Raw genomic sequence first — 13,947 nt, forward strand, 5'->3', positions numbered from 1 at the left:
AGCTGGCTCCCCGTTTATTGTGACGTTCAAGCGCCCTTGTTGACAGGAAGTTAAAACTGGCTGGTTTCCGCTTTGCAACCAATTAACGACACTTTTGGGCAGAAAGCGTCAATTGCGGGAAGATCGACGGTTATTTGACAAGAAACAGTTCTTTTGCCTGCGGAATTACTGTGCAGCCTGCTTGAAATAAGGGGAATTCGTTAATATCTGCCATAGGTTAAGCCTCAGCGGCTCGCCCCGAACCCGGCGATTTTGAGCGCTGGTCAGCCTCTGCCGATGTCGCAAACAGACAAGTCCTTGCAGGGCTTCCAGCGGCGGGACGGGCGACCTTTGCGCCTCGTCCCGAATGTATGTCACGCCTTAGCCGAGCGGCGATTCAGCGTCTTGCGCGTGGTCTTCGGCTGCCTTGAGCAGGCCGCCTTCTTTGACCGCGGTATAGGTTTCATCCAGCGCTTTGGTGGCGCGCGTCATGAATACTTTGATCTCTTCGGGGGTGATCACCAGCGGTGGCGAGATGATCATCCGGTCGCCGACATGACGCATCACCAGATTATTCGCAAAGCAGCGTTCACGACACATATAACCGACGGTTCCTGCATCGCCTGCGAACTTTGACCGCGTTTCTTTGCGCGGGGACAGCGGCAGCGACGCCATAAGACCCGCGACGTTGACGGTGCCAACCAATGGATGCTCTGCCAGTTTGGCCAGCCCTTCCTTCAGGGCGGGGGCGGCAACATTGTTCACGTGATCCAGAATGTTTTCGTCCTGCATAATCCGCAGGTTTTCCAGTGCCACGGCCGAGCAAACGGGGTGCCCCGAATAGGTATAGCCGTGATTGAACTCCCCAGACCCGATGGTCTGCGCGATCTCGTCACACACAATGGACCCGCCAATCGGCTGGTAGCCAGAGCTCAGGCCCTTGGCGATGGTCATGATATGCGGCTTGATCCCCATCGTCTCGGACCCGAACCAGCTGCCTGTCCGGCCAAAGCCACAGATCACCTCGTCCGCGATGATCAATACGTCGTACTTGTCACAAATACGCTGGATTTCGGGCCAGTAGGTGCTTGGCGGCACGATAACCCCGCCTGCGCCCTGAATGGGTTCACCGATGAACGCCGCGACATTATCTGCCCCAAGCTCAAGGATCTTGGCCTCAAGCTCTTGCGCGCGGGCAAGGCCGAAGGCCTCGGGCGTGAGGTCGCCGCCTTCCACCCACCAGTCGGGCTGGTTGATGTGGTGAATACCGGGGATCGGCATGCCGCCCTGTTCGTGCATATAGCTCATGCCACCAAGAGAGCCGGACCCCATCGACGACCCGTGATAGGCATTCTTGCGGCTGATGATGTGGGATTTCTCTGGCTTCCCTTTCATGGCCCAATAGGTGCGCACCATCCGGATGTTGGTGTCATTCGCTTCGGAGCCCGACCCGGCAAAGAACACATGGTTCAGATCGCCGGGGGCCAGTGACGCGATCTCTTTTGCAAGGGCGATGGCGGGCACGTGCGAGGTCATGAAGAAGGTGTTGTAGTAGTTCAGCTCGAGCATCTGGCGCGCGGCGACGTCGGCCATTTCCTGACGGCCATAACCGATGTTGACGCACCAAAGTCCCGCCATCCCGTCAAGGATCTCGTTCCCCTCACTGTCGGTCAGGTAGACGCCCTTGGCACGGGTGATAATCCGCGCGCCCTTCTCGGCAAGTTCGTCATTGGTGGTGAACGGGTGCATGTGATGCGCGGCGTCAAGTGCTTGCAGCTCGGCGGTGGGCATGTGGTTGGTGATATGGGCCATAAAGAACACCTCTGGGAATGGGGAGGGAAGATTGGGCTCAGAATATGATCAAATTATACAGAGTCAATCGAATCGCTCTGCTGTGGTGACGATAAACGGCTATCAGCCGATCAGATTTTAATCAAAGAGAGGCGCGAATCTGGACCATGCCCTGAGAAACATCCTCGGTCATGGCCTGCGCAGCCTTTGCCGCATCGCCTTCGCGAAAAGCCGCCAGCAAGTCGGCATGTTTATCTGGCAGGTTCGACGTGCCAAACCGACCGCAGACCACGCGCAGCGACGGGCCGAACATCAGCCATAAACGGTCGACGGTCGCGGCCAGAATAGGGGCCTCGGCACAGGTGTTGACGATGGTGTGAAAGCGGTAGTTCTGGGTCAGGTATTCGCCGATATCCCCACGATCAATCGCGTGGTTCAGCGCGTCGTCCACCTGTGCAAGTTCGCTTAAAACAGTCTCTGACATGCGGCTTGTGGCCCGTTGAGCAAGCTCTGCTTCAAGAGTTTTTCGCATGAATTCCAGCTCGTTAACCCCTTCGAGGTCCAGCACAGGGACCGATACGCGGCGATTGCCCTGATGCACCAGCGCGCCTTCGGCGATCAAACGGCGCAGCGCTTCGCGCACCGGGGTCATGCCCGCATCAAGGGTTTCCGCGAGGCCTTGAATGGTGACCGCCTGACCGGGGGCAAGATCGCCGAACAGGATCAGCTTGCGCACGCGTTCATAGACATGCTGATGGGCCGGCACCTTGGCCGGGCTTTCCAAAGGCTTTTGCGACGCAAGGTCAGCGGAATTTACGTTCATCAAATTTGCCTAAATTGTACTCAACCACATTTTGAACCACGGCATGCACCTGCGTAAAATTATAAATGATCTTGTCGCATGACGCAAAACTTGATCAAATTGACGAAAGGTTCGGATCAACTGAGCCTACACAACGGGAGATGACAATGAAATATAGCTTGCTCAGCTCAATCGCAGCAACGGCATTGATCGCCACCAGCGCCTTGGGTGAAGAGGTGCGGGTCTATAACTGGTCCGACTACATCGACGAAGACCTGTTGCAGAAATTTGAAAAAGAAACCGGCATTGATCTGATCTATGACGTGTTTGACAGTAACGAAGTGCTTGAAACCAAGATGCTTGCAGGCGGGTCTGGCTATGACGTGGTTGTCCCGACCGGTACCTTCCTTGAACGCCAGATCACGGCGGGGGTTTTCCAGAAGCTCGACAAAGACAAGCTGCCGAACATCACCAACATGTGGGATGTGATCGAGGACCGCGTATCGAAATACGACCCCGGCAATGAATATGCCGTTAACTATATGTGGGGCACCACCGGGCTTGGCGTGAACATGACCAAGGTTAAGGAAGTGCTGGGCGAAGATGCCCCTGTTGATTCGCTTGACCTCGTATTCAAGCCCGAGAATATGGAAAAGCTGGCCGAATGCGGCGTGCATTTCCTTGACGCTCCGACAGAAATGATCCCCGCGGCGCTGAAGTTTCTGGGCGAAGAACCCCAATCCCAGGACCCCGACGTGATCGCGAAGGCAGAGCCTGTTTTGACGGCGGTTGCCCCCCACGTTCAAAAATTCCACAGCTCGGAGTATATTAACGCACTGGCCAACGGTGATATCTGCGTTGCCTTCGGTTGGTCGGGTGACATCCTGCAATCGCGTGACCGCGCCGCCGAGGCGGATAACGGTGTCGAAATCGCCTATTACGCGCCAAAGGAAGGGGCGCTGATGTGGTTCGACAATATGGCTATTCCAGCGGATGCGCCAAACCCGGATGGGGCGCATAAGTTCTTGAATTTCATGATGGACGCAAAGAATATGGCCGCCGCGTCGAACTACGTTTACTATGCGAATGGCAACAAGGCGAGCCAGGAGTTCCTTGCCGAAGACGTGATCGGGGACACAGCGATTTACCCAGACGAAGCCACGCTGGAAAACCTGTATACCATTTCTTCATATTCACCCAAGGTACAGCGTGTCATCACGCGTATGTGGACGAAGATCAAATCTGGTATCTAAAATCGCATCGGGTCAAAGCCTTATCGGTTTTGACCCGATCTACCGGACCCTTCCATCCGGAGGGGTAAACGCTGTGCAAAGGATAGATCAAAGTGAGCCAACCCGTTTTCGCCCCGTGGGATGACCCGAACGAAAAGCCGCTTATCCGCTTCGAGAATGTGACAAAGCGTTTTGGCGATTTCGTTGCGATCGATGATCTGTCTTTAAGTATTTATGAAAGCGAGTTCTTTGCACTGCTGGGGCCTTCGGGCTGCGGTAAAACAACGATGATGCGCATGCTTGCCGGGTTTGAAAACCCAAGCGCGGGCAAGATTGAATTGGCGGGTAAGAATATCGCGGGCATCCCGCCGAACAAGCGGGCGGTGAACATGATGTTTCAGTCCTATGCCCTGTTCCCACATCTGTCTGTCTGGGAGAATATCGCCTTTGGGTTGAAACGAGGGGATATGTCCAAGGCAGATATCGCCGCACGCGTTGAAGAGATGCTCAAGCTGACGCGCCTTACCAAATTTGCCAAACGCAAACCCCACCAAATCTCGGGGGGGCAACGTCAACGGGTCGCGCTTGCGCGGTCCCTCGCCAAAGCGCCGAAGCTTTTGCTACTGGACGAACCGCTTGGCGCGCTGGACAAAAAGCTGCGTCAGGACACCCAGTTTGAACTGATGGATATCCAGGAAAGCACGGGGACCACCTTTGTGATCGTTACCCACGACCAAGAGGAAGCGATGACCGTCGCAAGCCGCGTGGCTGTGATGGACGAGGGGCAGATCATCCAGGTCGCGACGCCAGGAGGTATCTACGAAGCACCTAATTCTGTCTACGTCGCTGACTTCATCGGTGACGTGAACATTATCTCTGGAACGGTGAAGGCCGCAGGCGAGAATATGTACCACCTTGATTGGGTCGCGAATGAGGCCCCCTTGCTTGCGGCATCAGAACGCCCCTTTAGCGATGGGCAGGAAGCTCATCTTGCGATCCGACCGGAGAAGATCGCCATTTCTACCGAGAAGCCGACAGAAATGAAGAACGCTGTTCAGGGCACCGTTCTGGACATCGCATATCTTGGCAATCTCAGCACCTACCATGTCCAGCTGGCCGGTGGTCAAGTGATCAAGGCACAGACCGCAAACACGCGTCGGCTGTCGCGCCGCACGATCACGTGGGAGGATAAGGTCTGGATTTCATGGAGCGCCACCGCCGGCGTCCTGTTGGAGCGATGAATATGCGTCGCTTTTTCCTTATCGCGGTGCCCTATGCCTGGTTGCTCGCGCTGTTTCTCATTCCTTTCATCATTGTTTTTAAAATTTCTCTCTCTGATCTGGCTTTGTCGATTCCTCCTTACTCCCCGACGGCAAAGGACGGGATCTGGGCGATGTTCGCGGCATTCGATCTGGAAAACTTTACCTTTCTTGCTTCGGACGATCTCTACTGGAAGGCTTACCTAAGCAGTTTGAAGATTGCGTTAATATCTACAGTTTTAGCGGTTTTGGTGGGCTACCCCATGGCCTACGGCATGGCCCGCGCGCCCGAGGAATGGCGTCCGACCCTCATGATGCTGGTGATCTTGCCCTTTTGGACCAGTTTCCTGATCCGCGTTTACGCATGGGTCGGTATTCTGAGTAATGAGGGGCTTTTGAATCAATTCCTGCTGTGGTTGGGCATCATCGATACGCCTTTGACGATCATGAACACGACGACCGCGGTCTATATAGGAATTGTTTACACCTATCTGCCATTCATGATTCTACCGATCTATGCCGCGCTAGATCGGTTGGACGAATCCTTGATCGAGGCCGCTGAAGATCTGGGATGTTCACGGTTAAAGGCATTCTGGCTGGTCACGATACCTTTGTCTCGCAACGGGATCATTGCAGGGTGTTTCCTGGTCTTTATCCCCGCGCTGGGCGAATTCGTTATCCCGTCTTTGTTGGGCGGTTCAGGGACGTTGATGATCGGCAAGGTCTTGTTCGAGGAGTTCTTTAACAACCGCGACTGGCCCGTCGCGAGCGCGGTAGCGGTGATCCTGCTGCTGATACTGATCGTTCCAATCGTTCTGTTCCAACGCAACCAGCAACGTCAGGCCGAGGTGGAGTCATGAGACGCGCAAGCTGGTTCAATATTACGTCGCTCACCCTCGGGTTTGCTTTTCTTTATCTGCCGATGATCCTGCTGGTCATCTACAGTTTTAACAGTTCGAAACTGGTGACTGTCTGGGCCGGCTTCTCGACCAAATGGTATGGCGAGCTGCTTCAGAATGAGGCATTTCTGAATGCTGCTATGGTAACGCTGAAGGTCGCGGTGGCATCCTCTACGCTGGCAACGGTGTTGGGGACGATGGCGGCATACATTCTTGTGCGCGGGGGGCGGTTTGCTGGGCGTACGCTCTTCTCGGGTATGATCTACGCGCCGCTGGTCATGCCGGAGGTGATTACCGGCCTGTCGCTGTTGCTTCTGTTTATCGGGATCGGGCTGGACCGGGGGACGCTGACCATCGTGCTGGCACACACGACCTTTTCGATGTGCTACGTGTCAGTGGTCGTGTCATCAAGGCTGGTGACTTTTGATCGGTCGCTGGAGGAAGCGGCGCTGGACCTCGGGTGTTCGCCTTTCGACGCCTTCCGTTTGGTGACCTTGCCGATCATCGCGCCGGCGGTCATTTCGGGATGGTTGCTGGCGTTCACGCTCTCGCTGGACGACCTCGTTATCGCTTCGTTTACCACGGGCCCGTCCTCCACAACCCTGCCGATCAAGATCTGGAGCGCGGTGCGTCTTGGCGTCTCGCCCGAGATTAACGCATTATCCACCATCATGATCGGTATCGTGACTTTCGGGGTAATCACGGCGTCACTGATATCGAAGCGCAAGGCGATCAAGGCGCAACGCGATGTGCAGGCGGCGGAACGCGCCGTGGCATGAAACAGCGGCGGCATGAAACGAATATTTAACGATTTTGCCTATACAGATGCGCCTAGGGAAGATTGTTGGTGGGATCAAACCTGCGCCGCTACCGACAGGTCTGCGTTGGAAGGTGACGTATCCTGTGACGTGGCGATTGTAGGGGGCGGCTTTACAGGGCTCTCTGCCGCGTTGCGCCTTGCGGAGGCTGGGTATTCTGCGGTCGTGCTGGAAAACCGATACGTCGGCTGGGGCGCGTCGGGCCGCAACGGGGGCTTTTGCTGCCTTGGGGGCGGGCGGCTCAGCGATGCCGCGCTGGACAAGCTTGCAGGGCGCGAGGATCGGTTGCGCTTTCGCGCGGCTGAGCTGGCGGCGATCAACTTTGTTGACGCGTTGATCACGCGGCATGGGATCGAGGTTGACCGCCACTCCGACGGGGAGATCGAGCTGGCGCATCGGCCCAAGGATATGGACGATTTTCGCACGCGCGCCCGCGAGGTGCGAGAAAACTACGGGCTGGAGGCGCGGCTTATTGATCCCGCGGATTTCACGGCGCATGGGCTTTCGGGGCCGTTCCACGGTGCGCTGCATATTCCGGCGGGCTTTGCGCTGAACCCGCGGAAATACGTGACCGGCTTTGCTGCAGCGGCGGAAAAGGCGGGTGCGGTGATTTACCATGATACGCCTGCGCTTGAGGTGCGGCAGGCGGCGCAGGGTCACGACGTTCGAACGCCCAACGGCAGGGTGCGTGCACAAAAAGTGATTGTCGCCACGAACGGGTATTCGTCGGAAGATTTGGTGCCGGGGCTGTCTGCGCGCTATATGCCCACGCAGTCGACGGTCCTTGTGACCCGCCCCCTGACCGAGGCAGAGCTTGATGCCGCAGGTTGGAAGAGCGATTATATGTCCGCAGATACGCGCAATTTGCTACATTATTTCAGGCTGATGCCGGACCGCCGGATGTTGTTCGGCATGCGCGGCGGTTTGGTGACGGGCAAAGCGGCAGAGGCGCGCGCCATTGCGCGTGTGCGCCGCGATTTCGAAAAGTTTTTCCCGGCGTGGAAAGACGTTGAGACACCCTACCAATGGTCGGGTATGGTATGTCTGTCGCGCGCGCAAATGCCCTTTGTCGGCAAGCTCCCTGACCCCGGTGCTGTCTATGCAAGTCTTTGTTATCATGGGAATGGTGTTGCAATGGGCAGCTATTCGGGCGGGCTGGTCGCGGATCTGGTGATGGGCAAACCCATCGACCGGCCCTACCCTCAGGTCATGCAAAAACCGCTGCGAAAATTCGAACTGGGGCGCTTGCGTCGGCTTCTGATGCCATTTGCCTATCTTGGTTTTGCGCTGTCAGATCACTAGATGTGGGTGCACCGGCTGGCTTGGCTTGCTGACTGTCAAATTGATTTAGGATAAAGTTTCATGAAGATTGCGATGATTGGCACCGGCTATGTCGGTTTGGTCTCGGGTGTTTGTTTCTCGGATTTCGGACATGAAGTTGTCTGTGTCGACAAAGACCCCTCTAAAATCGAGAAGTTGGAAAAGGGCATCGTCCCGATCTACGAGCCCGGTCTTGATGATTTGATGGCCAAGAACGTTGCCGCGGGGCGTCTGTCTTTCACCGGTGACCTTGCCAGTGCAGTGGATGGTGCGGATGCCGTGTTTATCGCGGTTGGGACACCGACCCGCCGCGGGGATGGCCATGCGGATCTGACCTATGTCATGGCCGCCGCAGAAGAGATCGCCTCTGTCCTGACGGGTTATGCGGTGATCGTCACCAAATCGACTGTGCCCGTGGGCACCAACCGTCAGGTCAAACAGGTCGTCGCCAAAGCCAATCCCAAGGCCGAATTCGACGTTGCCTCGAACCCGGAATTCCTGCGTGAAGGGGCCGCGATTGACGACTTTATGCGCCCCGACCGCGTGGTTGTAGGAACGCAGAATGAACGCGCCGAACAGGTGATGAAGGACATCTACCGCCCGCTCTCGCTGCGCGAGTTTTCGATCATGTCGACGGATCTGGAAAGCGCAGAGATGATCAAATACGCCGCCAACGCGTTTTTGGCGACCAAGATTACCTTTATCAACGAAATCGCGGCCCTGTGTGAACGCACAGGCGCAGATGTGAAAATGGTGTCGAAAGGCATGGGGCTGGATAACCGGATCGGGTCCAAGTTCCTGCACGCGGGCCCGGGCTATGGCGGTAGCTGCTTCCCGAAAGACACGCAGGCCTTGGCGCGGATGGGGCAGGATCATTCGGTGCCGATGCAGCTGACCGAAACCGTGATCAAGGTGAACGACGAGGTCAAACGCCGGATGATCGACAAGGTGGTCGACATCTGTGGCGGGTCGGTAAACGGCAAGACCATCGCGGTGCTGGGGGTAACGTTCAAGCCCAACACCGACGATATGCGCGACTCTCCCAGCTTGACGATTGTGCCATCGCTGGTGGGCAACGGGGCCAAGGTGCGTGTGGTTGATCCGCAGGGCAAGCGCGAGGGCGAAGCCTTGCTGCCGGGCGTGTCGTGGCTGGAGGATGCCTATAAGGCCGCGCAAAATGCGGACGCGCTGGTCATTCTGACGGAGTGGAATGAATTCCGCGCGCTGGACCTCAAGCGGATGGCCAAGCGGATGACGACCCCTGCGATGGCAGATCTGCGCAATATCTACAGCCCGAAAGATGCCAAACGCGCCGGTTTCTCGGCCTATGTCTCTATCGGGCGCGAAGGGTTCGGGGCTTAACCTGCACCACCGGCCCGCGCTTGGAACAGGGCGGGCCGACAGCGAGATCAACTGCGGTGGGTTTCGCCACGTGCTTTGGCAAGCGTCATCTGCCGCTGGCGCTCACGGAACCGCGCCTTATCCGCGTCAGAGGTTTCATTGACGCACTGCGGGCAGCTGACGCCGGCCTCGTATCCGGGCTTTGCGGTATCTTCGGGTAGGATCGGGCGACGGCAACCGTGGCACAGCATATGCGGCCCTTCTTTCAACCCGTGACCAACGCTGACCCGGTTATCAAAGACAAAGCAATCGCCTTTCCAGCTGCTTTGCTCTTCGGGGACGTCTTCAAGGTACTTGAGGATGCCCCCCTTGAGGTGGAACACGTCCTCCACCCCTTGGCCGATCAGGTAGTTCGTCGATTTCTCACACCGGATACCGCCGGTGCAGAACATCGCGATTTTCTTGTTGTGGAACCGGTCCTTATTCGCCTCCCACCAGGCGGGAAATTCGCCAAAGCTCTGGGTTTCCGGGTCGATGGCCCCGTCGAAGGTGCCGATCGCGACCTCATAATCATTGCGCGTGTCGATCACGGCAACATCGTCGCGGCCGATCAGATCGTTCCAGTCGGCGGGATCGACGTAATGCCCGACCTTGGCCAGCGGATCGACATCGGGCTGACCCATGGTCACGATCTCGCGCTTCAGGCGGACCTTCATCTTGCCGAAGGGCGGCGTCGTGGCGGTGCTTTCCTTCCACTCAAGATCGGCGCAGCCGGGCAGGGCACGGATATGCGCGATGACCGCGTCTATCCCCGCACGGGGGCCGGCGATGGTGCCGTTGATGCCTTCGGCGGCGACAAGCAGCGTGCCTTTGACGTCATGTTGCGCACAAAGCGCAACCAACGGCGGGCGCAGGGCGTCAGGCGCGTCAAAACGGCTGAAATGATAGAGGGCGGCAATGGTATACATGCGCGCTGAGATACGCCCATGCGGCGGTTCAGGCAAGGGGGTGCCGTGCCGTACCCGCCGTGCTATGTCCCTTGGCACAAGCTGGCCTATGAGGAACCCGATATGACCCACGCCCTGATCGTGATTGATGTGCAAAATGATTTCTGCCCCGGCGGAGCCCTTGCGGTGACAGACGGCGACGCCATCGTCGACGGGATCAACGCGCTGATGGGGCGGGTGGATGCGGTGGTTCTAACGCAGGATTGGCATCCGGCGGGCCATTCCTCCTTTGCGTCGTCCCATGCGGATAAGTCACCCTTCGAGGTGACGCAGATGCCCTATGGCGCGCAGGTGCTGTGGCCGGATCATTGTGTCCAAGGCAGCAACGGGGCCGCGTTCCACCCGCGGCTGGATCAAACCAGTGCCGACATGATCATTCGTAAAGGGTACAACCCCGCCATAGACAGCTATTCTGCGTTCTTCGAAAATGACCACAAAACGCCTACCGGGCTTGAAGGGTATTTGCGGACACGCGGCATAACCAAGCTGACGATGGTAGGTTTGGCGCTTGATTTCTGCGTTAACTTCTCCGCCGTGGACGCGGCGAAGCTGGGCTTTGATGTCGAGGTCCGTTTGGACCTGTGTCGTGCGATCGATCTGGACGGGTCGCTTTCTGCCGCGCGCGAGGCGATGACGACGGCGGGGGTTACTCTGCGCTAAGCGGGGCGTCTTCGACGGGGGCGATGTTGAGGATATCCAGCGCATCCAGCCCGCCAAGCGTGGCATCCACCGCGACGGTCGCCAGAATGATCCCCATGACGCGGCTGATCACGCTGGCGCCCGTGGTCCCCATCAGGTGACCGATCCGCCCTGCGAGCAACAGAAGCACAAGCGTGAACAGCAGCACGACCACCAGCAGGCCCGCCGTGACCAGCTGGTCTGATATCTGGTTGGTGTGGTTGTCCGTCAGGATCACAATCGCCAGCATCGCCCCCGGAGAGGCGATAGACGGCATGGCGAGCGGAAAGACCGCACCGGCGAGATGATCCCGCTCTGCCGCCTCGATTTCCTGCGTCGGTTTGGGATCGCCGAAAATCATGCTGAGCGCGAAGAGGAACAGGATAATCCCGCCCGCGACCTGAAACGACCCCAGCCGCAGCCCAAGGTTCTCAAGCAGATATTGCCCGCCCACGAGGAACCCAAGCAAGACCAGACCGGCCACCAGTACGGCCCGCAGCGCAAAGCTTTTGTGCAGGTGTTGCGGGACGTTGGCTGTCGCGAAAAGAAAGACGGGAAGGCTGCCAATAGGGTCGATCACGACAAACAAGGTAATCAACTCTCGCAAGAGAATGGGCCATTCCAGCATCTAGCAGCGCTCCTTAGGGGGTTAAGCCGGTGGATTACCACAGGTTTTGCACTGTGTCAGCGGCAATTCCCTTGCCCGTACAAGATGGATGGGCCACAAACACACCGCCTAAGGGAGCTTTGAACATGGTCGACATTGCAAGCCGCGTCTGGAACCACAAGTGGAAGATCGACCCTATCGTGCGGTCCCTGATCGATACGGATTTCTATAAGCTGTTGATGTGCCAGTCGGTTTTTCGCAACAAGCCGGAAACACAGGTCACATTCAGCCTGATCAACCGTTCCAAGCATATCCCGCTGGCCGATCTCATCGACGAAGGCGAGCTACGCGAACAGCTTGATCACATCCGGTCGCTGTCACTCAGCCGCGGGGAAAGCACTTGGCTGCGTGGGAATACTTTTTACGGCAAGCGCCAGATGTTCCGCCCCGACTTCATGGAGTGGTTCGAGGGCCTGCGCCTGCCGCCCTATCATCTTGAGCGTAAGGGCGACCAATACGAGCTGACATTCGAAGGGTCGTGGCCCGAGGTGATGCTGTGGGAGATCCCCGCCCTGGCCGTCTTGATGGAGCTGCGCAGCCGCGCCGTGTTGGACCGTATGGGCCGGTTCGAACTGCAGGTGCTCTATGCGCGCGGCATGACCCGTGTTTGGGAAAAGATCGAAGCCCTGCGGGAAATTCCCGATCTGTCCATCGCCGATTTCGGCACCCGTCGCCGCCATTCGTTCCTGTGGCAGGATTGGTGTGTGCAGGCCATGCAGGAAGGCTTGGGCGACGCCTTTACCGGTACGTCAAACTGCAAAATCGCCATGAGCCGCGAGGTAGAGGCGATCGGCACCAACGCGCATGAACTGCCGATGGTCTATGCTGCATTGGCCAAGGACGACGCCGCACTTGCGCAAGCGCCCTATGACGTTCTGCAAGACTGGCACGATGAACACGAAGGCAACCTGCGTATCATTCTGCCGGATACTTACGGCACGAAAGGCTTTCTGGATAACGCGCCCGACTGGCTGGCGGGCTGGACCGGCATCCGCGTCGACAGTGGTGATCCGGCGGTGGCGGCACAGACCGCGATCGACTGGTGGAAGTCCCGCGGTGAAGACCCCAGTGAAAAGCGGGTTATTTTCAGCGACGGTCTGGATGTCGCCAAGATCAAGGAACTGCATCAACAGTTCGCGGGCAAGGTCAAAGCCTCCTTTGGGTGGGGCACCTTGCTGACAAACGATTTCCGCGGGCTGGTGCCTGACGACGCGCTCGCCCCGTTTTCGTTGGTGTGCAAAGCGGTCAAGGCGAACGGCAGCCCGACGGTGAAGCTGTCGGATAACCCTAACAAAGCAATGGGCCCGCAGTCAGAGATTGACCGTTACAAACGTGTCTTTGGCGTCGGCGATCAAGCGGCTCAGAAAGTTATCGTCTGATCCGACGGCAAAAGGGGCCAGTGGTTTCCCACCAGCCCCTCTGCTTAATGCCGCCTGCGTGGGGTGCGGGGCATAACTGCAAATCGCTTAGCCGCGGTCGTCGACGATCAGGGTCAGACCGCCCATACCGTTACCGCGCACGGCCACGACCTCTTCCGAGGTGAAGCCTTCGGCTTCCAGCTCTGCGCTCAGGTCAGCATTGGCGTCAACAGAGGCGCGCATGTCATCAACGGCCTCGGCCTGTGCGTCCAGCGCGTCGTCCAGCGCGGTTGTGGTCCCCTGTTTGGATGCCTTGAGCTCCGACACGGTTACGACGTCCAGCTTGGCGTCGGCATCGAAGGCGTCAATTTCTGCTTGGGTCTGCGTGTCGGTTTCGGCACCAGCGCGCAGTTCCTGGATCAACTGACCATAGTTTTCCTGCGCGGTGTCGCCGGTGTCGGTCACGGCACCCTTGGCTTGTTTCAGTGTGGAATCGGTGGATAGTGAACCGGATGCGCCAACGTCAGCGCTGATGCCCGACCCTACGTCTGCTGCGCCGCCAACGGCACCATCAACAGAAGTTTGCGCCATCGCTGCGGTGGAAACGCCGGTGGCCATCAGGGTCGCGATCAGTGTTGTGGTCGTAAGTTTCATCTGAGTTCTCCTTAGATTTACTACCAGACATCGCTTGTATGTCTGCGAGGGGAACACCGGGCCGCGGCGATCCGTTCCGGCGCGGATTCGGCGCTCTGGCGGCGATTTGCCGATAGGGGGCGCATACCGGCAAAAAACGGCG

13 protein-coding genes are annotated in these 13,947 nt (G+C 57.9%); 8 read left to right on the forward strand and 5 right to left on the reverse strand.

Annotation, left to right across the window (positions count from 1 at the left end):
• Positions 1 to 360: 360 nt before the first annotated feature.
• Positions 361 to 1,791 (reverse strand): aspartate aminotransferase family protein, encoded by a 1,431-nt coding sequence (locus IV89_RS02505; RefSeq protein ID WP_037942577.1) that lies wholly within the window; start codon positions 1,789 to 1,791, stop codon positions 361 to 363.
• A gap of 121 nt (positions 1,792 to 1,912) precedes the next feature.
• Positions 1,913 to 2,593 (reverse strand): GntR family transcriptional regulator, encoded by a 681-nt coding sequence (locus IV89_RS02510; RefSeq protein WP_051843876.1) that lies wholly within the window; start codon positions 2,591 to 2,593, stop codon positions 1,913 to 1,915.
• Between the two features lie 140 nt (positions 2,594 to 2,733).
• On the opposite strand from IV89_RS02510, the gene IV89_RS02515 reads away from it, so the two are divergent.
• From IV89_RS02515 to IV89_RS02540, 6 genes are all read left to right on the forward strand, one after another.
• Complete coding sequence (locus IV89_RS02515) at positions 2,734 to 3,825, forward strand: polyamine ABC transporter substrate-binding protein (RefSeq protein WP_181358624.1); 1,092 nt, start codon at positions 2,734 to 2,736, stop codon at positions 3,823 to 3,825.
• A 92-nt stretch (positions 3,826 to 3,917) separates the two neighbouring features.
• Positions 3,918 to 5,045, forward strand: coding sequence for an ABC transporter ATP-binding protein (locus IV89_RS02520; RefSeq protein ID WP_005850516.1), 1,128 nt, complete (start codon positions 3,918 to 3,920; stop codon positions 5,043 to 5,045).
• Positions 5,046 to 5,047: 2 nt separating this feature from the next.
• Positions 5,048 to 5,923, forward strand: a complete 876-nt coding sequence (locus tag IV89_RS02525) for an ABC transporter permease subunit (RefSeq protein WP_037942582.1) — start codon at positions 5,048 to 5,050, stop codon at positions 5,921 to 5,923.
• On the forward strand, positions 5,920 to 6,741 hold the full coding sequence (locus IV89_RS02530; protein ID WP_009825592.1) for an ABC transporter permease subunit: 822 nt from the start codon (positions 5,920 to 5,922) through the stop codon (positions 6,739 to 6,741). The genes IV89_RS02525 and IV89_RS02530 overlap by 4 nt, the downstream gene beginning before the upstream one ends.
• Before the next feature lie 12 nt (positions 6,742 to 6,753).
• The gene (locus IV89_RS02535) at positions 6,754 to 8,082 is read left to right on the forward strand and encodes an FAD-dependent oxidoreductase (protein WP_037942584.1); all 1,329 of its coding nucleotides are present in this window, start codon (positions 6,754 to 6,756) and stop codon (positions 8,080 to 8,082) included.
• A 60-nt stretch (positions 8,083 to 8,142) separates the two neighbouring features.
• Positions 8,143 to 9,462, forward strand: coding sequence for a UDP-glucose/GDP-mannose dehydrogenase family protein (locus IV89_RS02540; RefSeq protein WP_037942586.1), 1,320 nt, complete (start codon positions 8,143 to 8,145; stop codon positions 9,460 to 9,462).
• Positions 9,463 to 9,509: 47 nt separating this feature from the next.
• On the opposite strand, the gene IV89_RS02545 is transcribed toward IV89_RS02540, so the two are convergent.
• Positions 9,510 to 10,409, reverse strand: a complete 900-nt coding sequence (locus IV89_RS02545) for a rhodanese-related sulfurtransferase (protein WP_037942588.1) — start codon at positions 10,407 to 10,409, stop codon at positions 9,510 to 9,512.
• 102 nt (positions 10,410 to 10,511) lie between these two features.
• Here IV89_RS02545 and pncA point away from each other — a divergent pair, with 102 nt between their 5' ends.
• A complete protein-coding gene (gene pncA / locus IV89_RS02550) occupies positions 10,512 to 11,108 on the forward strand; it encodes a bifunctional nicotinamidase/pyrazinamidase (protein WP_160171650.1) in 597 nt (198 codons plus the stop codon).
• Here pncA and IV89_RS02555 read toward each other — a convergent pair.
• Positions 11,095 to 11,754 (reverse strand): MarC family protein, encoded by a 660-nt coding sequence (locus tag IV89_RS02555; RefSeq protein ID WP_037942591.1) that lies wholly within the window; start codon positions 11,752 to 11,754, stop codon positions 11,095 to 11,097. The two genes, pncA and IV89_RS02555, sit on opposite strands and share 14 nt — an antisense overlap.
• A 125-nt stretch (positions 11,755 to 11,879) precedes the next feature.
• Here IV89_RS02555 and pncB point away from each other — a divergent pair, with 125 nt between their 5' ends.
• On the forward strand, positions 11,880 to 13,172 hold the full coding sequence (pncB, locus tag IV89_RS02560) for a nicotinate phosphoribosyltransferase (protein WP_009825586.1): 1,293 nt from the start codon (positions 11,880 to 11,882) through the stop codon (positions 13,170 to 13,172).
• Between the two features lie 87 nt (positions 13,173 to 13,259).
• Here pncB and IV89_RS02565 read toward each other — a convergent pair whose 3' ends face one another.
• Positions 13,260 to 13,805, reverse strand: coding sequence for a hypothetical protein (locus IV89_RS02565; protein ID WP_037942593.1), 546 nt, complete (start codon positions 13,803 to 13,805; stop codon positions 13,260 to 13,262).
• Between the last annotated feature and the right edge of the window lie 142 nt (positions 13,806 to 13,947).

Origin of the sequence: Sulfitobacter sp. CB2047, from assembly GCF_000735125.2 — a bacterium.
GTDB classification, from domain to species: domain Bacteria; phylum Pseudomonadota; class Alphaproteobacteria; order Rhodobacterales; family Rhodobacteraceae; genus Sulfitobacter; species Sulfitobacter pontiacus.